This window comes from Pseudomonas sp. XS1P51 (assembly GCF_054897845.1).
This window is the reverse complement of sequence record NZ_CM142707.1, coordinates 1,172,788-1,194,320: the sequence shown is the minus strand read 5'-3', so window position 1 is coordinate 1,194,320 and position 21,533 is coordinate 1,172,788. Positions and strand designations below refer to the sequence as shown.

Annotated in this window: 17 protein-coding genes; 10 read left to right on the top strand and 7 right to left on the bottom strand. The window is 58.3% G+C overall.

What is annotated here, in order from left to right; all coding sequences use genetic code 11:
- Positions 1 to 407 precede the first annotated feature (407 nt).
- Positions 408 to 3,017: a bifunctional aconitate hydratase 2/2-methylisocitrate dehydratase gene (gene acnB / locus ACYZUD_RS05660; RefSeq protein ID WP_462025188.1), complete on the top strand. Its 2,610-nt coding sequence runs from the start codon at positions 408 to 410 to the stop codon at positions 3,015 to 3,017.
- A gap of 173 nt (positions 3,018 to 3,190) precedes the next feature.
- Here the strand turns inward: acnB and ACYZUD_RS05655 are convergent, their stop codons facing one another.
- Both ACYZUD_RS05655 and ACYZUD_RS05650 read right to left on the bottom strand, forming a co-directional pair.
- A complete protein-coding gene (locus ACYZUD_RS05655) occupies positions 3,191 to 4,852 on the bottom strand; it encodes a SulP family inorganic anion transporter (protein ID WP_462023020.1) in 1,662 nt (553 codons plus the stop codon).
- A gap of 298 nt (positions 4,853 to 5,150) precedes the next feature.
- The gene (locus tag ACYZUD_RS05650; RefSeq protein ID WP_462023019.1) at positions 5,151 to 6,431 is read right to left on the bottom strand and encodes a serine/threonine transporter; all 1,281 of its coding nucleotides are present in this window, start codon (positions 6,429 to 6,431) and stop codon (positions 5,151 to 5,153) included.
- Between the two features lie 267 nt (positions 6,432 to 6,698).
- On the opposite strand from ACYZUD_RS05650, the gene ACYZUD_RS05645 reads away from it, so the two are divergent.
- The 7 genes from ACYZUD_RS05645 to ACYZUD_RS05615 all read left to right on the top strand — a co-directional run bounded on the left by ACYZUD_RS05645 (position 6,699) and on the right by ACYZUD_RS05615 (position 12,396).
- A complete protein-coding gene (locus tag ACYZUD_RS05645; protein WP_462023018.1) occupies positions 6,699 to 7,082 on the top strand; it encodes a tautomerase family protein in 384 nt (127 codons plus the stop codon).
- A 223-nt stretch (positions 7,083 to 7,305) separates the two neighbouring features.
- Positions 7,306 to 7,689: a tautomerase family protein gene (locus ACYZUD_RS05640; protein ID WP_462023017.1), complete on the top strand. Its 384-nt coding sequence runs from the start codon at positions 7,306 to 7,308 to the stop codon at positions 7,687 to 7,689.
- Positions 7,690 to 7,720: 31 nt separating this feature from the next.
- Positions 7,721 to 8,641 (top strand): DMT family transporter, encoded by a 921-nt coding sequence (locus ACYZUD_RS05635; protein WP_462023016.1) that lies wholly within the window; start codon positions 7,721 to 7,723, stop codon positions 8,639 to 8,641.
- A gap of 62 nt (positions 8,642 to 8,703) precedes the next feature.
- Positions 8,704 to 9,300, top strand: coding sequence for a TetR/AcrR family transcriptional regulator (locus tag ACYZUD_RS05630; RefSeq protein WP_462023015.1), 597 nt, complete (start codon positions 8,704 to 8,706; stop codon positions 9,298 to 9,300).
- A 102-nt stretch (positions 9,301 to 9,402) separates the two neighbouring features.
- Complete coding sequence (locus ACYZUD_RS05625; RefSeq protein WP_462023014.1) at positions 9,403 to 10,368, top strand: 2-hydroxyacid dehydrogenase; 966 nt, start codon at positions 9,403 to 9,405, stop codon at positions 10,366 to 10,368.
- 143 nt (positions 10,369 to 10,511) lie between these two features.
- Positions 10,512 to 11,579, top strand: coding sequence for a phosphotransferase family protein (locus ACYZUD_RS05620; protein WP_462023013.1), 1,068 nt, complete (start codon positions 10,512 to 10,514; stop codon positions 11,577 to 11,579).
- A 49-nt stretch (positions 11,580 to 11,628) separates the two neighbouring features.
- Positions 11,629 to 12,396: an SDR family oxidoreductase gene (locus tag ACYZUD_RS05615; RefSeq protein ID WP_392889270.1), complete on the top strand. Its 768-nt coding sequence runs from the start codon at positions 11,629 to 11,631 to the stop codon at positions 12,394 to 12,396.
- A gap of 76 nt (positions 12,397 to 12,472) precedes the next feature.
- Here ACYZUD_RS05615 and ACYZUD_RS05610 read toward each other — a convergent pair whose 3' ends face one another.
- Positions 12,473 to 15,673: a hypothetical protein gene (locus ACYZUD_RS05610; protein ID WP_462023012.1), complete on the bottom strand. Its 3,201-nt coding sequence runs from the start codon at positions 15,671 to 15,673 to the stop codon at positions 12,473 to 12,475.
- A gap of 234 nt (positions 15,674 to 15,907) precedes the next feature.
- On the opposite strand from ACYZUD_RS05610, the gene ACYZUD_RS05605 reads away from it, so the two are divergent.
- The gene (locus tag ACYZUD_RS05605; protein WP_462023011.1) at positions 15,908 to 17,023 is read left to right on the top strand and encodes a Gfo/Idh/MocA family protein; all 1,116 of its coding nucleotides are present in this window, start codon (positions 15,908 to 15,910) and stop codon (positions 17,021 to 17,023) included.
- 385 nt (positions 17,024 to 17,408) lie between these two features.
- Here the strand turns inward: ACYZUD_RS05605 and ACYZUD_RS05600 are convergent, their stop codons facing one another.
- Together ACYZUD_RS05600 and ACYZUD_RS05595 are read right to left on the bottom strand one after the other, a co-directional pair.
- Positions 17,409 to 17,657 carry a DUF1652 domain-containing protein gene (locus ACYZUD_RS05600; protein WP_462023010.1) on the bottom strand — a complete coding sequence of 83 codons (249 nt, stop codon included), beginning with the start codon at positions 17,655 to 17,657 and terminating at the stop codon, positions 17,409 to 17,411.
- 192 nt (positions 17,658 to 17,849) lie between these two features.
- Positions 17,850 to 19,346, bottom strand: coding sequence for a PAS domain S-box protein (locus tag ACYZUD_RS05595; protein WP_462023009.1), 1,497 nt, complete (start codon positions 19,344 to 19,346; stop codon positions 17,850 to 17,852).
- Between the two features lie 332 nt (positions 19,347 to 19,678).
- Between ACYZUD_RS05595 and ACYZUD_RS05590 the strand changes: the two genes are divergently transcribed.
- Complete coding sequence (locus tag ACYZUD_RS05590) at positions 19,679 to 20,137, top strand: REP-associated tyrosine transposase (protein WP_462023008.1); 459 nt, start codon at positions 19,679 to 19,681, stop codon at positions 20,135 to 20,137.
- Positions 20,138 to 20,226: 89 nt separating this feature from the next.
- Here the strand turns inward: ACYZUD_RS05590 and sigJ are convergent, their stop codons facing one another.
- Both sigJ and ACYZUD_RS05580 read right to left on the bottom strand, forming a co-directional pair.
- Positions 20,227 to 21,120: an RNA polymerase sigma factor SigJ gene (gene sigJ, locus ACYZUD_RS05585; protein WP_462023007.1), complete on the bottom strand. Its 894-nt coding sequence runs from the start codon at positions 21,118 to 21,120 to the stop codon at positions 20,227 to 20,229.
- A 3-nt stretch (positions 21,121 to 21,123) separates the two neighbouring features.
- A complete protein-coding gene (locus tag ACYZUD_RS05580; protein ID WP_462023006.1) occupies positions 21,124 to 21,438 on the bottom strand; it encodes a carboxymuconolactone decarboxylase family protein in 315 nt (104 codons plus the stop codon).
- Positions 21,439 to 21,533: the final 95 nt, after the last annotated feature.

Here is a 21,533-nt window from a genome sequence, read left to right as displayed (position 1 = left end):
GGTAAGCAAAGCACGGGAAAACAGGACAGGCCGGCATGTTAGCCCTTTGTCTAACATTCATCACCCCTCAAAGTTCAGGGGCTAACTTACCTTAAAATTATTTTTGCCGTAGAATCAGCCAGCCTTTTAAGGCGCCAATGTCCGTTAGAAGCTGTTTTCAAAGCGTCACGAGCACAGTCGTTCCTTCAGAGCGGTGTTGGCGAAGGGTTTTTCCAGCGGGGAAAAGCCCAACGCCAACCCTCATCAGCTCCCCGTTCTGCAGGCGTAAAACTTTGAAAGCAGCTTCTGTAAGGAATGGTCGGTAATTCTGGCTAAGTGGCCCACAACGCCACGCAGCGCATGAGTACGGCCATTTCGGGATGAGCGTCCCGGACACCCATTTGGGACCACTGATGAGGGTAATAACTGTGCTTGAAGCCTACCGCAAACATATCGAAGAGCGTGCAGCACTGGGTATCGTTCCCCAGCCGCTTAACGCCGAACAAACCGCAGGCCTGGTTGAGCTGCTGAAGAATCCCCCGGCTGGCGAAGAAGCTTTCCTCGTTGACCTGATCACCAATCGCGTTCCGCCAGGCGTGGACGAAGCCGCCTATGTCAAGGCCGGTTTCCTATCTGCCCTCGCCAAAGGCGAAGCAAAATCCCCTCTGATCGACAAGAAGCGCGCTGTTGAACTGCTCGGCACCATGCAGGGCGGCTACAACATCGTGACGCTGGTCAATCTGCTGGACGACGCCGAGCTGGCGCCAGTCGCCGCCGAAGAACTCAAGCACACCCTGCTGATGTTCGACGCCTTCCACGACGTCGCTGAAAAAGCCAAGAACGGTAACGTTCACGCAAAAGGCGTGCTGCAATCCTGGGCTGACGGCGAGTGGTTCAAGAACCGCCCGGTGCTGGCCGACAAGATCAGCCTGCGCGTGTTCAAGGTCACCGGCGAAACCAACACCGACGACCTGTCCCCTGCCCCTGATGCCTGGTCCCGCCCGGACATCCCGCTGCACGCCCTGGCCATGCTGAAAATGGCTCGCGACGGCATCGTGCCTGACGTACAAGGCGTCACCGGCCCGATGAAACAGATCGAAGAAATGCGCGGCCAAGGCTTCCCGATCGCCTACGTTGGCGACGTGGTCGGTACCGGTTCTTCGCGTAAATCGGCGACCAACTCGGTGCTGTGGTTCTTCGGCGACGACGTTCCTAACGTGCCGAACAAGCGTGCTGGCGGTTTCTGCTTCGGCAGCAAGATCGCTCCGATCTTCTACAACACCATGGAAGATGCCGGCGCACTGCCAATCGAATTCGACGTTACCAACATGAACATGGGCGACGTGATCGACCTGTACCCGCATGCTGGCAAAGTCTGCAAACACGGCACCGACGAAGTCCTGACCACCTTCGAAATGAAGACCCCGGTGCTGTTGGACGAAGTCCGTGCTGGCGGTCGTATCCCGCTGATCATCGGCCGTGGCCTGACCGAGAAGGCTCGTACCGAGCTGGGTCTGCCACCTTCGACCCTGTTCAAGCTGCCGGAAGCACCGGCTGAAAGCGACAAGGGTTACACCCTGGCGCAGAAAATGGTCGGCAAGGCCTGCGGCCTGCCAGAAGGCAAAGGTGTTCGTCCAGGTACTTACTGCGAACCGAAGATGACCACCGTCGGTTCCCAGGACACCACCGGTCCAATGACCCGTGACGAACTGAAAGACCTGGCGTGCCTGGGCTTCTCGACCGATCTGGTGATGCAGTCCTTCTGCCACACCGCGGCCTATCCAAAGCCGATCGACGTGACCACCCACCACACCCTGCCAGACTTCATCATGACCCGCGGCGGCGTTTCCCTGCGTCCGGGCGACGGCATCATCCACAGCTGGCTGAACCGCATGCTGCTGCCGGACACCGTCGGCACCGGTGGTGACTCGCACACCCGTTTCCCGATGGGCATTTCGTTCCCGGCCGGTTCCGGTCTGGTTGCGTTCGCCGCAGCCACTGGCGTTATGCCGCTGGACATGCCTGAATCGATCCTGGTTCGCTTCAAAGGCAAAATGCAACCCGGCGTCACCCTGCGCGACCTGGTTCACGCCATTCCTTACTTCGCGATTCAGGCTGGCCTGCTGACCGTCGAGAAGAAAGGCAAGAAGAACGCCTTCTCCGGCCGCATTCTGGAAATCGAAGGCCTGGACAACCTGAGCATCGAACAGGCTTTCGAGCTGTCCGATGCCTCGGCCGAACGTTCGGCTGCCGGTTGCACCATCAAGCTGTCGAAAGAGTCGATCACCGAGTACCTGAACTCGAACATCACCCTGCTGCGCTGGATGATCGGCGAAGGCTACGGCGATGCCCGTACCCTGGAACGTCGTGCTCAAGCGATGGAAGCCTGGGTCGCCAACCCTGAGTTGATGGTTGCCGATGCTGACGCCGAATACGCTGAAGTCATCGAAATCGACCTGGCCGACATCAAGGAGCCTGTGCTCTGCGCGCCAAACGATCCGGACGACGCCCGTCTGCTGTCCAGCGTTGCTGGTGAGAAGATCGACGAAGTGTTCATCGGTTCGTGCATGACCAACATCGGTCACTTCCGCGCTGCCGGTAAACTGCTGGATCAGGTCAAGGGTCAGCTTCCAACCCGTCTGTGGCTGTCGCCGCCGACCAAAATGGACGCTCACCAGCTGACCGAAGAAGGCTACTACGGCATCTACGGCAAGGCCGGCGCACGCATGGAAATGCCAGGCTGCTCGCTGTGCATGGGTAACCAGGCACGTGTAGAGCCGAACTCGACCGTTGTGTCGACGTCGACCCGTAACTTCCCGAACCGTCTGGGTGACGGCGCGAACGTCTACCTGGCTTCGGCCGAGCTGGCGTCCGTTGCGTCCATCCTGGGTCGCCTGCCGACCGTCGAGGAGTACATGGAATACGCTGGCAAGATCGACAGCATGGCGGCCGATGTTTACCGCTACCTGTCCTTCGACCAGATCGCCGAGTTCCGTGAAGCTGCTGCGAACGCCAACATCCCGGTCGTTCAAGCCTAACGTTACGACGCTCTGAAAAACGCCGCCCATCGTGAGATGAGCGGCGTTTTTTTTACGCCCTAATATTTGCACTACCCCCCTGTGGGAGCGAGCCTGCTCGCGATGGCGGTACCACATTCAATATCAATGTTGACTGATACACCGCCATCGCGAGCAAGCTCGCTCCCACCAGGTTATGCGGACGGCTTGAGTGCTTGTTGCACCGCACCGTCGACACTCAACCCACTCAGAATCACCTGCGCCAGTTCCTGCGCCGGTAGAAGCGAGAGCACCGCTTTAGCCTGGTGTTTGAGCCGCGCCAGGATCAGCAGTTTGTCCTCGGCCCGCACCTGTAAAAAAAACGCTTCCAGCGCTTCGATGCTGGTGCCATCGAGATCGGGCGACTCTTCGAGACTGAGAATAATTGTATGGATGGGTGGCGATGCATGTCGGGCCAGGTGCAATGCCCCGCCGAGAATGCGCTCCACGTTGGCGAAAAACAGCGCCTCGCTCGGCCGCACGATCAACACGCCAGGAATTTCCCGAGCCTCGGGATGGCGTTGCAGGTCGACGAACTCATGACCGCTGCCTATTTGCCCGAGCACCTGAATATCCGCCGACGACATCTGCTTCAACATCAGCACCACGCTGATGACAACGGCCACCAACAAGCCATCAAGCACACCCAAGACCAGCACCGCCGCCACCGCGCAGATCACCAGCACGCGGTCGCGACGCCAGATGAAATAGCGCCCCAGTGGCTGCAGGCTCAAACCACGGGCCAAGGCATGAATGACGATGGCGGCCAGTACCGGCTCGGGAGTCAGGGCAATGTAAGGCAACACCGTCAAGACGATGAGCAACACCACCCCCGCCGCTACTGCGCCGGCCAGCCGTGAACTGGCACCCGCCGCCTCGTTGGCCGAGGTCGCGGAGTAACCGGCGCCTGCCGGCATCCCATGGAACAGCCCCGACAGCAGATTGGCCGCACCGAGTGCCAGCAGATCACGGTTCGAAGAAACCCGGTCGCCATGTTTGAGTGCGAACGAAGTGATCGATCCGTAGGATTCGGCATAGAGGATCATCAGCATGGCAAACGCCAATTCTCCCAGGCGCAGCCAGTCGGTAAACGGCAACACCGGCAGCCGGGGCACTTCCAGGCTCAGATCGATCACGCCAATCAGTTTCACCCCGTACGCCGGCAAATCCAGCCATTGGCCGGCGGCAATGCCGAGCGCCACCACCAGCAAACCTCCCGGCAAACGCCTGACGCGCGCGCACAACCACAACACCAGCAATGACACCGCCGCCACCAGCGCACCGACCCGGTTCCACTGCGGCAGTTGCTCCAGCAACTGCGGCAAGAACCGGATCAGGTTGCCGTTGCTCAGGTGCACATCAACGATGCTCGCCACCTGCTTGAGAATGATGGTCAGCGCCAGGCCCAGCGCAAAGCCGCGCAACACCGGTTTGGCAATGAACGACGTCACGCTGCCGAGCTTGAACAACCCGGCCAACAGGAAAAAGCCGCCGGTCACCAGCACCAGACCGACCGCCAGGGACATACGCAGGGCTGAATCACCGTCGGCCAACGTGGCGGTGGCGGCGGCCAGTACCGCCGCCGAAGACGAGGTCGCAGAGACGATGGCGAAACGGCTGGTGCCGAACAGCCCGTAGCACAGCAGACCGGCAAACAGTGCAATCACACCGGTCTGTGGCGGCAGCGCGGCAATGCTTGAATAGGCGACCGCCTCAGGCAACAACAAACCGGCAATCGATAGTCCGGCCAACACATCCTGCCAACGGTTAGGCGTATCGACACGCAGTTGCGCCGATGTACCGTGAGCCTGAGCCATGAAGTGTCTCCGAGAAAGATGGACTGGCCGGGAAAAGTCCTCGGCAAACGCTCTACAACGCGTTTATGCAGCCTCAAGCTTAATCGCTGAGCGCACGAAATGTCGGCTCTGGGTCAGGTATCGAGCGTTTTTTTGTGCCTTAACCAATGAGGGACTCACTGCCTGGCTTACCTGAGGACCGAGTCGCCCTAATCGCGAGCAGGCTCGCTCCCACACGGACCGCACAATCCCTGTGGGAGCGAGCCTGCTCGCGATAGCGGACTCAGAGCCCCACAGAAACATTAGTTGTCATTCAAACTCAAGCTGTCAGCGAATAGATCAACGCCGAAATCGCCACCAAGCCCACCGCCGTCACGAAGACATTGGACGCCTGCCCGCGATAACGGGCCATGGCCGGCACCTTGCGGATCGCGTACATCGGCATCAGGAACAGGATTGCCGCGATGATCGGGCCACCGAGGGTTTCGATCATCCTGAGAATGCTCGGGTTAAGCGTTGCAACGATCCAGCAAACCACCAGCATGAAAGCCGCGGTCATGCGGTCCAGCGTTTTCGGCGCCGGGCGCTTTCCACTTTTCACGATCAGGCCTTTAAGGCCTTCGCTGGCACCGATGTAGTGCCCCAGGAACGACTTGGAAATTGCCACAAAAGCAATCAACGGCGCCGCGAACTCGATGGTCGGGTTGCTGAAGTGATTGGCCAGGTACGACAGAATCGACAGGTTCTGCGCCTTGGCTTCGGCCAATTGTGCCGGCGACAGGGTCAGCACACAACTGAAGACGAAGAACAGCACCATCACCACCATCAAGGCGTGGGCGCGGGACAGGATCTGCGAGCTGCGCTCTTCGGCGTGATCGCCGTAGCGACGCTTCTGGTCCACCGCGAACGCCGAAATGATCGGCGAGTGGTTGAACGAGAACACCATTACCGGGATCGCCAGCCACAGGGTGTGCAGCAGCGCCGACGGCTCAGGCAGCGTCGAAGCGGTGGCCAGGATGCCGCCGTTCCAGTGCGGAATCAGGAACACCGCGAGAAACAACAGCGCAACGATGAACGGATACACCATCAGGCTCATGGCCTTGATGATGGCTTGCTCGCCGCAACGCACCACCGCCAGCAGGCCGAGGATCAGAACGAAGGACAGCACGGCGCGCGGTGGCGGCATGATGTGCAACTGATGCTCGAGGAAACTGCCCACGGTGTTGGTCAGGGCCACGCTGTAGATCAGCAGGATCGGGAAGATCGCGAAGAAGTACAGCAAGGTGATCAGCGCACCGGCCGTAATCCCGAAGTGTTCTTCCACCACTTCGGTGATGTCCGCGCCCTCGCGTCCGGACAACACGAAGCGGGTCAGGCCGCGGTGCGCGTAAAACGTCATGGGAAATGCCAACACCGCCAGGATCAGCAACGGCCAGAAGCCGCCCAGACCCGCGTTGATCGGCAAAAACAGGGTGCCGGCCCCGATGGCCGTGCCAAACAGGCCCAGCATCCAGGTGGTGTCATGGCGATTCCAGCTCTCAAGCGTCGCTGGTGTCGTCGCTACATAGCGTTCGTCGACGCTATTGGCCTGATCATTCATCCGGTGGGATCTCCGCATTCCGGTCAGTTGCTACCCGGTCAGGACGAGTCGGAAAAATCCGACAGGCAGCGCCCTGGCCGAAACAGGGGCGCGATTGTCCGGGATTAATGAGCAGAAGCAAAGACTTAGCTGAAGAGTGGTTGTACGGATCAGATGAGCCACCACATTTTTGGCGTGCTTGCCTGAGTCACCTGACAGCTGCCAACACTTGATAAGTTCTCCCATCATCTATCTTGAAGTGACCTGCATTCCAACCGGAGCCCCCTCATGCCACTGGTTCGCGTCGACATCAAAAAACATCAGGACCCTACTTTCGCCAAACGTGTCGGCCAGTTGATCTACGCCGCCATGCACAGCGCCATCGGCGTGCCGGATCACGATAATTTCCAGATCCTGGCGGAGCACGATGAGCATCACTTCATTTATGACACCCAATACCTGGGCATTAAGCGCACGGACAATCTGGTGGTCATTCAAATCACCCTGAGTGAAGGCCGCACTGTCGAGCAGAAAAAACGGCTCTACAAAACCATCGTCGATAGCCTGAATGCCAAACTCGCAGTGCGCTTGGAGGATGTTTTCATCAATCTGGTGGAAGTGAAGAAAGAGAATTGGTCGTTTGGCAACGGCGTTGCCCAGTACGCCACCTGATCGCCTCTAAATGCCAGCCAGTTGTGGCTTATGGCTGCGACTTCATCAGCATCGATGCCGACTGACCCACCGCTATCGCGAGCAGGCTCGCTCCCACCCTGAGTATTGGCGCCCTTGCGTCCGAATTAAATAGATGTTTTAAAAAATCTATTTAATAAAGGATTAACGCCATGTATTTTCGATACACCTGCTGACCGGCAGCCCTCATCCCGCGGAGCCACTCATGCCACTCGTTCGCATCGATATCAAAAAGAATCCCGACCCGAGCTTCGCCAAGCGCATCGGCAAACTGATCTACACTGCGATGCACACCACCATAGGTGTCCCCGAGAACGATAACTTCCAGATCCTCGCCGAACACGACGAGAGCCACTTCATTTTTGACCCGACCTTCATGGGCATCCGTCGCACGGACAACCTGGTGATCATCCAGATCACCTTGATGGAAGGTCGCACCACCGAGCAGAAAAAACTGCTCTACAAAACGATCGCCGAAAGCCTGAACACCGAACTGGCCGTTCGCCTGGAAGATGTCTTCATCAATCTGGTGGAGGTCAAGCGCGAGAACTGGTCGTTTGGTAATGGCATTGGGCAGTTCGCTGGCTAATCGTCGCCACATTGTCCTTGGAGGACAGCTCATGAAACAGGCCGCGTATATCGCGTTCGCCCTGCTCGGACTGATCTGGGGCACCAATTTCATTTTCATGAAGTGGGCGGCCGAATGGATTACGCCCACACAAATTGTATTTCTGCGGGTGCTGTTCGGGTTCCTGCCCATCCTGGCTTTCGCGTTCTATCGTCGAAGCCTGAGCTGGTCGCACCTGCGGCACAGTCATCACTTTCTGGTCATGGCGCTACTGGCGACGGTGATTTACTACTACGCCTTCGCCAAAGGCACCTCGCTGTTGCTGTCCAGCGTGGCCGGGATGCTCAGTGGCGCGATCCCGTTGTTTTCCTTCGTGACCGCGTGGCTGTTCCTGCGCGCCGAACCACTGAACTCCCGCACAGCGTTCGGCATTTTCCTTGGGTTTATCGGGGTGATTCTGATTGCCCGGCCCTGGAACAGCCTGACCGCCGGCGTCGATGTCAGCGGCGTGCTGTACATGATTGCCGGTTCGCTGAGCGTGGGTTGCTCGTTCGTTTACGCCAGGCGCTTCATCATGCTGCTGGGCCTGTCGCCACTGGCGCTGTCGACCTACCAGATCGGTTTCGCGTTGGTGCTGATCGCCTTGATTACCGACATGCACGGCATGTCGCACATCACGTTCGACCCGGTGGCGCTGGTCGGCGTCGTATTGGGCCTGGGGCTGGCCGGAACCGGCATCGCCTACATCCTTTATTACTTCATCGTGCAACGGCTGGGCGCCCTCACCGCTTCGGGCGTCACTTACATCCCGCCGGTGATCGCACTGTTGATTGGCACGCTGCTGGTCGGCGAACCGATCAAGAGCCTGGACTTGCTGGCGATGCTGCTGATTCTTGGTGGGGTCTACGTCCTGCAATCGGGCAAGAAAAATCCTACGGTGGGGCCGACAGTCGTAGCGAAAGCGGCTACCTGACACGCACCCCACAGTTCCCTATGATGGCAGTCATCTATCCACCTCTACCTCTGTGAGCCGCCATGCCTCGAGTCTCCCGCAAACAAGCCGAACTCAACCGCGAGATCATCGTCGAGGCCGCCACGCGCCTGTTCCGCGAACGCGGCCTGCACGGGATCAGCGTCGTCGATGTGATGGGGGCGGCCGGCCTGACCCATGGCGGTTTCTATGGCCACTTCGAATCCAAGGAAGCGCTGGCCCAAGAGGCGTGCGCTCGGGCGTTCACTCAATCGATGGAGCGCTGGAAGCAGAAAATCGAAGACAACGACGACAGCCTCTCGGCACGTGAGCGCATCATCGCGCCGTACCTGTCGGCGGCCAATCGCGACAATCCGGGCGAAAGTTGCCCGGTGACGGCGTTTGCCGGCGATATGTGCCATGAAGCGGCTGAAAGTGGCGTGCACCAGACCTACACTCAAGGCCTGGAGGCGTTGCTGCAGATGCTGGTCCCGCTGATGGGCTCGGACCAACCCGAGATCAACCGGCAAAAAGCGCTGGTCGATTATTCGTTGATGGTCGGTGCGCTGACCCTCGCCCGCGCTACCCGCGGTGACGCCCTGTCCGATGAAATTCTCGACGCGTCCCGGAAATTTCTGACATCCGGGGATGCAACAGTCTGAACAACAGCGTGTACGACTCTTGGTCATTGCCAAATCGTTGCGTAATCAGCAATCTGAAGCGACGTTCGAGCCTCGACATTCCGTTGCCCACAGGAGCCCAGCATGCCCGCAACCGTTCTGGTACTGGTTGAAACCATCAATGATTACCTGCCGATTCTCGAACATCAGGGTTTTCACCTGATTCTCGCCCCCACCCCCGCCGAGCGCGCCCAAGCCATCGCGACCCATGGCGCGAGGATCGACGCGGTACTGACCCGCGGTCCGTTAGGGCTGTACGCCGATGAAATCGCTGCACTGCCCGCGCTCAAGATCATCTGCGTGATCGGCGCCGGTTACGAACACGTCGACCTGCAAGCCGCCGCCGACCGAGGCATTACGGTCACCAATGGCGCCGGCGTCAATGCCTCCTCGGTCGCCGACCATGCCATGGCGATGCTGCTGTCGCTGGTGCGTGACATCCCTCGTTGCGACGCCGCCGTGCGCCGGGGTGAATGGCCGAAAATCATGCGCCCCTCCCTGGCTGGCAAGCGCCTGGGCATCCTCGGCCTCGGCGCCGTCGGCATGGCCATCGCTAAACGCGCCGCCAACGGTTTCGACATGACGGTGAGCTACCACAACCGCCAGCACCGCAGCGACATCCCCTACAGTTTCTGCTCGACCCCCACCGAACTCGCACGCGCCTCGGACTTTCTCGTGGTCGCCACACCTGGCGGGCTTGGCACCAAACACCTGATCAACCGATCGGTGCTGGACGCTCTGGGCCCTAACGGATTCCTCGTCAACATCGCGCGGGCCAGTGTCGTCGTGACCGCCGATTTGATCAGCGCGCTGGAGCAACGCCGAATTGCCGGCGCGGCACTGGATGTCTTCGATCACGAACCTCAGGTACCGGACGCGCTGAAGGCCTTGAGCAATGTGATCCTGACGCCCCATGTCGCAGGCCTGTCACCGGAAGCAACCAAGGGCACGGTCGAGCTGGTCGGCCGTAACCTGATGGCGTTCTTTTCTGGCGAACCGGTCCTCACCCCTATCGACCTGCCAACCTCGGCGAACCAGGCAATGCTGTGAGGAAATTCAAACAGGTGTATCAAAAGCAATGATTGCCCGGCAACACGCTCACCTATAAGGGCCGATCGTGGTTGTGGGTGCCGGGTGCGCGCATTAGATTAGCCAATAGTCTCAGGCCTCCAGAATAAGCAGAAGGGATAAGCATGGCGCTTACTGACCAGTCCACCCGTATCCGCACCGGCGAAGAACTCGATGCCAGCCTGATCGATCCGTACCTCAAGGCTCACATTCCGGGCCTCAGTGGCTTGCCGCAGATCAGCCAGTTTCCCGGCGGTGCATCGAACCTCACCTACTTGCTGGAATACCCCGAACAGGAGTTTGTCCTGCGTCGGCCACCGTTTGGCCACAAGGCCAAGTCCGCCCATGACATGGGCCGTGAATTTCGCATTCTCAATCAACTGCGCGAAGGCTTTCCGTACTGCCCCAAGGCCTACGTGCACTGCACCGACGAGTCGGTGATCGGCGCCGAGTTCTACGTGATGGAACGGGTCAAGGGGATCATCCTGCGCGCCGAACTGCCACCGGAGCTGGGTCTGGATTCGGCGAAAACCGAAGCCCTGTGCAAGAGTTTCATCGACAAGTTCGTTGAACTGCACCAGGTCGATTACAAAGCCTATGGCCTGGGCGACCTTGGCAAACCCGAAGGTTATGTGGCGCGGCAGATCAAAGGCTGGAGCGACCGCTACGAAAAAGCCCTGACTCCCGACGCACCGCAGTGGGAAGTGGTCAAGGCGTGGCTCAATGACAAGATGCCGGACGATCACCCGACGTCGAGCATCGTGCACAACGACTACCGCTTCGATAACGTCATCCTCGACCCGAACAACCCGATGCAGATCATCGGCGTGCTCGACTGGGAACTGACCACCCTCGGCGATCCGCTGATGGACCTGGGCAACACCCTCGCCTACTGGATCGAAGCCGGCGACCCGGCGCCGGTGCAACTGATGCGCCGCCAGCCGAGTCACGCGCCGGGCATGCTGACCCGCCGTGAATTCGTCGATTACTACGCCCAACGCGCAGGCATCCAGATCGACAACTTCGACTTCTACTACACCTACGGCCTGTTCCGCCTGGCCGGCATCGTGCAGCAGATCTACTACCGCTTCTTCCATGGTCAGACCCAGGACAAACGCTTCGCGCAGTTCATTCACATGAACAAACTGCTGGAGCAGATGAGTTTGCAGGTCATCCAGAAATCTACGCTCTGATCGCGTCCTGATTGCCTCAACAAAGGCCCTCCAATAACAAGGAAAACCCATGTCCAAGACTCAGTTGTTCGACCTCGACGGCAAGATCGCTTTCGTCTCCGGCGCCAGCCGCGGCATCGGCGAAGCCATCGCAAAACTGCTGGCCCAGCAAGGCGCGCACGTGATCGTCTCGAGCCGTAAACTCGACGGCTGCCAGCACGTCGCCGACGCCATCATCGCCGCCGGCGGCAAAGCCACCGCCGTCGCGTGCCACATAGGTGAAATGGAACAGATCAGCCAGGTCTTCGCCGGCATCCGCGAACAGTTCGGCCGCCTGGACATCCTGGTCAACAACGCCGCGACCAACCCGCAATTCTGCAACGTGCTGGACACCGACCTCAGCGCCTTCCAGAAAACCGTCGACGTGAACATCCGCGGCTACTTCTTCATGTCCGTGGAAGCCGGCAAGCTGATGCGCGACAACGGCGGCGGCAGCATCATCAACGTGGCGTCGATCAACGGCATCTCGCCGGGAATCTTCCAGGGCATCTACTCGGTGACCAAGGCTGCGGTGATCAACATGACCAAGGTCTTTGCCAAGGAATGTGCGCAGTTCGGGATTCGTTGCAACGCGTTGTTGCCCGGGCTGACGGATACCAAGTTTGCTTCGGCGCTGGTGAAGAACGATGCGATTTTGAAGACGGCGTTGGCGCAGATTCCGCTGAAGCGGGTGGCGGATCCGAGTGAAATGGCCGGAGCGGTGTTGTATCTGGCGAGTGATGCTTCGAGTTATACGACTGGGGTTTCGTTGAATGTGGATGGGGGGTTCTTGTCCTGATTCGTTTCGCCGGATGAACAAAAGGCAGCCGTGGGCTGCCTTTTGTTTCCAGACGAATGGGATGCCTGTATTTATATTAGCCCCCTGTATTGTCATCCTCTTGAGAACTCACCGGGTTCACAGTTACATCGCCATAAACAAAAGTAACACCTATGCTTCCACCAAAACCAGGAGCAGTCACAGTAACACTCACATCCCGACTCATTCGAGTAAAGTCAAAAGACCAAAACGTTATGTCACCTAGAGGTTGGCGTACACCGACAACTGGAAGCGCCCCATCACTTTCACATAAAATATTAAAATTATTGTTAAATATTTTTCCTTCGTCCAGCAACACGAAATTGTAGGGTCTTGAGCGAATAGGCGTAAAAACCCCTCCATTAGGAATTAATTGCTCCACAAACTCCGCCCAGATGACAGACATCCTTACCGATTCCAATCGATTATCAGCTACAGTAACTTTCCCCGTCGCCGAAACAGTTTTTCCATTCCCGCCTGTAGTTGCAACACTTAGATCAATCGGCCCCAAGGGCTGTGCAATAACATTAAACTCCGCCTTACCGCCCGCGACAGTTTTCTTGGTCTGCGGAGCCACCGCACCGAACTTGAAATTTACGTCCGCACCTACAATTTTTTCGTTGGGCAGTTTGGCGGAACTGACAACAGCAACAAACTTCGCATTCGAGCCAAAAACCGGACTGACATCGTACGATTCCAACGCAATGGCCAATTCGTTATGCGCCAGCTTCATCAGAACTTCCAGGGTCCCGACTGTTACACCTGCAACTTTCGCTACAACAATGAAATCCCCATCCTTTAGATTCCCACATACCAGTGTCCAGTTAGCACCCGCCGGCAGGAGGGGCTGGGAGTTACCTGGGCTGAGCGTTACGCCTAACCCGGTGGGCGGCGCCTTAAATTCCAGGGTCACCTGTTTGCCTGCTATCGGGCTTGAGCCCTTGGGTTTCAGCGTAACTCTATAAGTGCCCCCTCGCGATGGAAAGGCAGGAGGTGTAAGGGGAGCCCCCTCGAACTCAAGAAGCATCTCGTCGGCCAACGTAGTCGACAGCAACGTACTACGTGCCACCATGATCGGGATGGTCATGCCCGCACCCACCAAACTCAGCTGGAAGGTTCCGCTTCTGTTTGACCCGGTGACGCTCCATTTATGTTCGGTTTGCGCCACGTCGAACGCCGGCACACTGATTACGTCAGTCAGGAGCAGTGGACTGTTAACCGTACGTTTCAGTGTCACCGGATATCCGGCGATCGGGCTGCCAGGTTTGGGGGTCAGCGTAACGACCTGAGCCTGCCCCCTGAAGAACACGTTGCCTTCAGCAGGAATGTCTGCCGCGCCGATCTTGACCACAACCTCGTCGGCCAGGTTGAGCGACAGCACCTTGCTGACGGGCAGCCGTATGCCAGCAGTCATGTTCGTCCCCGTCAAATCCAGCCTGAAGGTGCCGCTCTTGGTGATAGCTTTGACCGTCCAGGCATGAGGTGTGGTGGCGGTCACCACCAGGTTGGTGGCATCCAGTCCGGTGAGCACCGTCCCTTTCAGCTCCAACGGGTAGCCTTGCAGCGGGCTGCCCGGCTTGTAGGTCAATGTGATGCTTTGCGGGAGATCTCTGAACAACACAATGCCGCTAAGCGGGTAGTCGACACCTCCCACTCTGACGTTATCCACCTCATCCGCCAGATTGCGCGACAGCACCTTGCTCTTGGGCAGCGTCATGCCAGCGGTCATGTTCGCCCCCGTCAGATGCAGCCGGAAGGTGCCGCTCTTGGTTGAGGCCTTGACCGTCCAGGCATGAGGTGTGGCGGTGGTGCTCACCACCAGGTTGGCGGGATCCAGCCCGTCGATCACCTCCCCTTTCAGCTCCAGCGGGTAGCCTTGCAGCGGGCTGCCCGGCTTGTAGGTCAATGTGACGGTCTGAGCCACATCTCTGAACAACACAATGCCGCTAAGCGGGTAGTCGACACCTCCCACTCTGACGTTATCCACCTCATCCGCCAGATTGCGCGACAGCACCTTGCTCTCGGGCAGCGTCATGCCAGCGGTCATGTTCGCCCCTGTCAGATCCAGCTTGAAGGTGCCGCTCTTGGTTGAGGCCTTGACCGTCCAGGCATGAGGTGTGGTAGCGGTCACCACCAGGTTGGCGGGATCCAGTCCGGTGAGCACCGTCCCTTTCAGTTCCAACGGGTAGCCTTGCAGCGGGCTGCCCGGCTTGTAGGTCAATGTGACGGTCTGAACCACATCTCTGAACAACACAATACCGCTGGCCGGGTAGTCGACCCCTCCCACTCTGACCTCATCCACCTCATCGGCAAGGTTGGCTGATAACACCAGGCTTCGGCGCTCCCACGGCAAGAGCACGTCCAGGCTCAAAAAAACCAGGGTGACACGGCCACTCTTGCCATCGGCCGGCGTGACTTTCCAGTTGAACTTGTCATTGACTGGATCGACCCAGGCATCAGGAGACACCTCGATATTCAGGTCACTATCCTCAACCAATTCCAGTTTTATCTGCTTTGCGATTGCCGGTGCGGCTTCCACCATCACGTCGTTTACCTGTCCACGAAACAACGCAATGTCCGAGTTCCATTGCACTTCATTACCGTTGATGAACAATTTGGCCTCTTCCCAGGGGCTTTTCTCATAAACCGTGACTTTAAACGACTCCTCGACCCAAGTGTCGTCATACGGGCTATGGAAGTTGGCCGTGATCGTCTTCTCGCCCGCAGTAGTGAATGTGTAGTCGAACTGACTAATGCCTGAGCTCGATGTGGGAATGGTTTCCTCCGTATTTCCGTCAATTTTCCACACTACCTCAACGCCTTCCAGGCGTGTTTTTGTGTAGAACGACCCCACCGTAATTTCTGCGGTCACTTGGTCCCCCTTCACCGGAGCACCGATCGGGGCACGTCTGGCCTGAATCTCACGACGATAGTGCCCCAATCGCATCGGGATCTTGTATGGCACGGCCGTGAACTCACTTTGTACCCAGAACTCGAAATCGCGATCCGTGCCATCGACTGGACAGTTGAGCTTCCACTCGGCGCCGTCCGTTTTGAGTTCCTGGGGATCACCGTATTCGGGATCAGCGATGATCAGCGACGATTCGCCGGTAGCGTGATTTAGGCTCACGCCATGATTCACCCAAGGGCTGTCTTCTATACCTGCAAATTTGAGTGTATGACAGCGGTCACCCTGAGCACCGTGGCAGATGTACACAGGACCTACTTCAGCTAATCCGGTTTTGAGTTCGATGGTCATGGCGTTGTCTCGATAATCGGCGGTGGCATTGATAAGACTGACCACTCGACTATCATCAAAACGCCATTCCCATGGAACTGTCAGAATTGACAGTTCTTCTAGAACAAATCGCTATAAAAATCTCAATTACGCGTAGAAAACACAAGCTGGAATATTTATTCCATATATTGATTTATAGATATTTATATTCTATTAATAGCCCTTCTGAAAACAATAAACCAAAGGATCCCCGCTATGCGTGAACTCGGAATCGGCCTCATCGGCACAGGTTTCATGGGCCGCGCCCATGCCCTGGCGTTTCGCAACGTCAGCGCCGTTTTCGAACTCCCCCTGAAGCTCAAATTCGCCGCTTTGGCCGACGCCGATCCACAGCGCGCCCGTCACTGCGCCGACGCCTGGGGTTTCGAAACCACCCACAGCGACTGGCAGCAACTGATCGATGACCCAAAGGTCAACCTGATCGCCATCACCACGCCCAATCACCTGCACTACCCCATGGTCATGGCCGCCCTTGCCGCCGGCAAACCGGTGTATTGCGAAAAACCTCTGGCGGTGAATCTCGAACAAGCCAACGCCATGCGTCTGGCGGCCAAAGCGGCGGGCGTGGTCACGCGGGTGGGTTACAACTATCAGCACAACCCGATCATTGGGCAGGCTCGAGAACTGATCGAGAACGGCGAACTGGGGCAGATCATCAGTTTCCAGGGTGAGTTCAGCGAAGACTTCATGGCCGATCCTGCGTCACCCTGGTCCTGGCGTTGCGACGCCGAGCATGCTGGCGGTGCGTTGGCAGATCTGGGCAGTCATTTGCTGGCCATGGCCCGGTATCTGGTGGGTGATGTCGAAGCGGTGTGCGCCGATACCCAGACCGTGCACCGGCAGCGTCCTGCTACGGTTGGCAGTCAGGAACAACGCACCATCGCGGTCGACGATCAGGTCCACGCCCTGCTGCGGTTTGCCAACGGCGCCCGAGGGACGTTCAGCAGCAGCTGGCTCAAGCACGGTTACAAGAATCACCTCAGTTTCGAAATCAGCGGCACCCGAGGCACGCTGGCGTTCGATCAGGAACGTTTGAATGAGCTGCGCCTGTTCCGTGCCGGTCAGGACGGTTTCCAGCGATTGCTGGCAGGCCCGAGCCTGCCGGGTTATGCGGCGTTCAGCCCGGCCGCAGGTCATCAATTGGGTTACAACGAACTCAAGACGCTGGAAGTGCATGATCTGGTGATGGCACTGGCAGGCTCATCTCAGGGCGGGACGGATTTCGAACAGGCGTGGGAAGTCGAACGCCTGGCGACGGCGATTCGCCTGGCGGCGCAGGAATCGCGATGGGTCAGGATCGAGGAAGTCTGAACCGCCACTCAGTAGGTGCCGCCAGCAGCACAGAGCCGCTGGTGGCATGCGCAAACTGTTGGCGCTTACTGAGTGATGCAGCGGGTCGCCGTCGTGACCCGTGTCACCTGCCCTTCAGCCCTCATATCGCCTTGCACATCAGTGTTTTCACTGGTCTGGCAGGTGCGTACTGGGGGTGGTGGCGGTGCGGCGGGAGGGGGTGGCGGCGGACTGGCACAGCCACCGAGAATCGCCGCGCAGAGTACGAGCGGCAGAGGTGCGAAAACGCGTTTCCCAAGACTTTTCATAGGTTGACCCGCGATAAGTGATGTACACATTCGTGTGACAACAAAACAACGCTGGAAAGTCCACGGGAGTTGCGTGCATCAGTCAGTGATCAGCAGGTTTACGACGTCTCGGGGCGATGCAGGGTGTTGCTCTCCAGTTCATAGCGCAGCTCTTCAACCAAAGCGGTCACCGCTTCAGGCGTACGCAGCGTCGCCACGTTCAAGCCGCTGACCACCAGGTCCACCTGCCCCGACACCGGATGATAGAGTTTTACCGTCAATGAGTTATCACCCGTCACACTGCAATCGCAGGCCAGCGGCGAGAAACTCCGCTCAAGTTGAGTGCGCAATTGCGCCAGATAAATCATCCGGTTCACCGTGGCCGCGGCGCAAAAGCGACCGCACCCTTGAACTGTTCGTTACTCATGTGACTGTTCCTTGGCTGTTTCAATGAGGACGCAATAACGATTCGAATGCTCGTATCGCACCCTTACAGCCTAAGAACCGACGCCCCCGACCAACACATGAATTTGCACCGCCGCCACTAGTGCATTTGCACCTTACCGTTGCCCCTTGGGTCGCCATTCACTGGAGAACAAACCACGTTCACGAGCCCAGACAATCGCCTCACTTCGACTGTGCACATCCAGCTTGGAATACACCGTCGACACATGATTGCGCACCGTGTTGGGCGCCAGTTTCAGTCGCGCGGCAATTTCCTTGTCAGCCAGGCCTTCGCAGATCAGGCCGAGCACATCGCGCTCCCGGGCCGTCAGGTCAGTAAAGGACACGCTGGGCAGCTTCGGCGAGTTGACGCTCTTCACGTTGGCGAGCTTTTCAATCAGCGTTCGGCTGAACCAGGAGGCATCCTTCATCACTTCTTCGATCGCCGACACCAGCTCCAGCTCGGTGCGTTTACGTTCAGTGATGTCCATCAACACAATCAGATAACAAGGATCGTCCTGAATGTTCACCGTATCCGCCGACACCGCGCAGTCGATCAGTTCGGCGTCCTTTTTACACACACGAACATCGATGCGATCCAGGCTCCCGGTTTTCTCAAGCGCCGCGAACAGCCGTGTACGTGCGCCTTTGTCCTGGATGAAATCGATCTCCGCGATGGTCTTGCCGAGCACTTCCTCACTGGGATACGCGAAGGTGCAGAGAAAGGCCTCATTGACGTCCAGCACCACCTGATCACCAGCGCTGCACACCAGAATGGGCACCGGGGTCAGGCGAAAGGCCTTGGCAAAACGCTCCTCACTCTGGCGCAGGGCGACTTCAGCCTTGTGCCGAGGCTCAATGTCCACGAAGGAAAACAGCATGCAAGCTTCATCGTTGAGCTCAAGGGGCTGACCCGCGACGATCACCTGTTTGCTGCCGCCCCCAAACAATTGCAACTCCGCCTGCATTTGCGGAATGGTCGCCCCGTCACGCAACCGCTGCTTGGCCAGGTCCCTGTTTTCGGCGCCCTCCAGCACGTCCAGTTCATAGGTCGAACTGCCGATCACCTGATCACGGGCATAGCCGGTCATCTCCAGGAAGCCCGGGTTGACCTTGATGTAGCGCAAATCGCTGAGGCGACAAATCACTGCAGGCGCCGGGTTGGCATTGAAGGTCTTTTCGAAACGCTGCTCGGCGCTGGCCCACTCCGTGACATCGTCCATGATCAACACCAGCGACTCCGGCTCTCCGCCACTGTCGGCCAGCACCATGCTGCGTATGCTGTGAACCCAGGTGCGCTCTTCGTCGTCTGCCGGCGTCACTTCCACCAACACATCGCTGAACGTCTCGCCACGGGCCACGCGGTTGATCGGGTAATTGTCGGCCGGCACGGGATGATTATTGCGATAGCGCAAGGCGAAGCGCTTGGCGTATTCCCTGGCATTGGCGCCCAGCTCGCTGATCTGCCCAACGCCGTGCATGGCCAGCGCGGCGTCATTGGCCCAGAGAAGGGTTTGGTCGAGTTCCAGCAGAATCACCCCGTCGGACAGACCGGCGATGATCTGCTGCAACTGACGGCGATTGGTTTCGGTGGTCAGGACGTCCTGGCTCATTGGGTCTCCACGTGTACGGCGGCGCAGTCATGCGCCGGTCTGTGAAGATTACGACCACGAACGCTCATGATCGTGCAGATAGGCCGGGGAACACGGTCGGCGTAGGAGCTGCCGAAGGCTGCGATCTTTTGATCTTTAACCACTCAACTGACGTCGAAAATCAAAAGATCGCAGCCTTCGGCAGCTCCTACAGGGGTTGTGTACACCCGCGTAAGCGCGGGGGTACCGCGATGGTTTCAACTCATTCGAAATATTCCGTAAATCCTTTCATCCATGGCTTGCGCGCTAACGACTAACGTTCATCTACCAATACATTTCAAGGAGGGCAAGGAATGCCTGTCGCTGCAAATGGATGTCGTCTGCGCAAAGCTCGATTTTCGGAATCTGGTCGTATTTATCTGCTGACCGCTGTCGCTCATCAACGAGAGCCGGTGTTCGCCAATTGGCGGTTGGGCAGGTTGGTGGTTGATCAGTTGCGTTGTGCCGATAAAACCTCGGCCATCACATCAATGGCCTGGGTGGTGATGCCAGACCATCTGCATTGGTTGCTGGAACTGCACAACGGAACTTTGGCCGAACTGATGTGCCGCATCAAATCCAGAAGCAGCCGTTCGATCAATCTTATGCGCGGCGATCAAGGTCGCCTGTGGCAGCGAGGGTATTACGACCGGGCATTACGGCGTGATGAAGACCTGAAGGATGCCGCACGTTACATCGTCATGAATCCGTTGCGTGCGGGACTGGTGAAACGGGTGGGTGATTATCCCTTGTGGGATGCTATTTGGCTTTGAAGGGTCAAGATCAAAAGATCGCAGCCTGCGGCAGCTCCTACGCCGACCGCGATCTCCTGTAGGAGCTGCCGCAGGCTGCGATCTTTTGACTATTGCACTTGCAACGATGCTTCCAGCTCCGCCAACTTATCCGGGTTACGCATGATAAAAATCCGGCTCACCCGCCCTGCTTCATCGAAACCGAAGGTCAACGACGCGGTGATGTCGCCGTCGGCCTTGATGATCACACCCTGGGCACCGTTGATTTCAGTGGGCAGCCATTCACACGCCTGCCAGTAGGCATGCAACGATCGACCAATGAAATCCAGCACGCGGCTAATACCCGTCAAGGTGTCGCGGATAGCCGCTGCCTTACCGCCGCTGTCGGCGCAGAGTTCCACGTCTTCGCTCAGCATCGCCATCAGCGAGTGGGTCGAGCCGATGGCGATGGCGCTGTGGAAAGCGCTCAACAGTTCGGTCTGACGGGCCGGTTCCGCTTGGTAGCGGATTTGTCCGCTGCCGAGGCTGGCCTTGGCCCGGGATACCAGTTTGCGACAGGCCACTTCTTGAACCCCGACCGCTTCGGCGACTTGCGCGTAATCCATGTCGAAGATTTCGTAGAGCAGATACGCCGCGCGTTCCTTGGGGGTCAGCCGTTCCAGCATCAGCAGGAACGCGGTGGACAGCGACGAGGCCAGTTCATGCATGTGCTCGGGTGAATTCTGATGGGTGGTGTGAATCGGCTCCGGCAGCCAGGTGCCGATGTAGTCGACCCGCGACTTGTGGGCCGAACGCAGCAGGTCGATGCAGTGCCGGGTGCAGGCCGTGGTCAGCCAGGCGGCCGGCGTGGCAATCGATGCCCGGTCGGCCTCCAGCCATTTGATGAACAGTTCTTGCACCACATCCTCGGCTTCGGCGCGGGAGCCGAGAATGCGATACGCCAGACCGAGCAAAAAGGGCCGCCGCTGCTCGAACACAGCGGCGGCATTTTCAGCGCAACTCATCAATCAGTGCCTCGACACCTGCAAACGGTTCCACAGGTTGATCATGCCAATCTCGGCCGTCAAGGCGCCGATCCGCGCGTCGTCGAAATGCTCACGCAAGTCGCCGCGCAGGTTGGTTTCATTGGCTTCACGGGCCTCGCGGGTGTGCATCTTCACGCAGAACCCGCACTGGTTGATCTGCGAGGCACGCAGGTGGATCAAGTGTTTCAGGCTCGCCGGCAGGTCGTGGCTGTCGAGAGTGACATGGACCTGGGTCAGGCTTTCGAAGACCTGAGGGATGGATTGCAGCAAGTTGGTCGGTTGGGTGTTGAACGACATCGTGTTGCTCCACTGTTTGAGGGATTCAACGAGATGACGATCCAGCATTATGGTTTGTGACGCGACGACAAAGGCTTTGATCTTTTGGTCGGGCG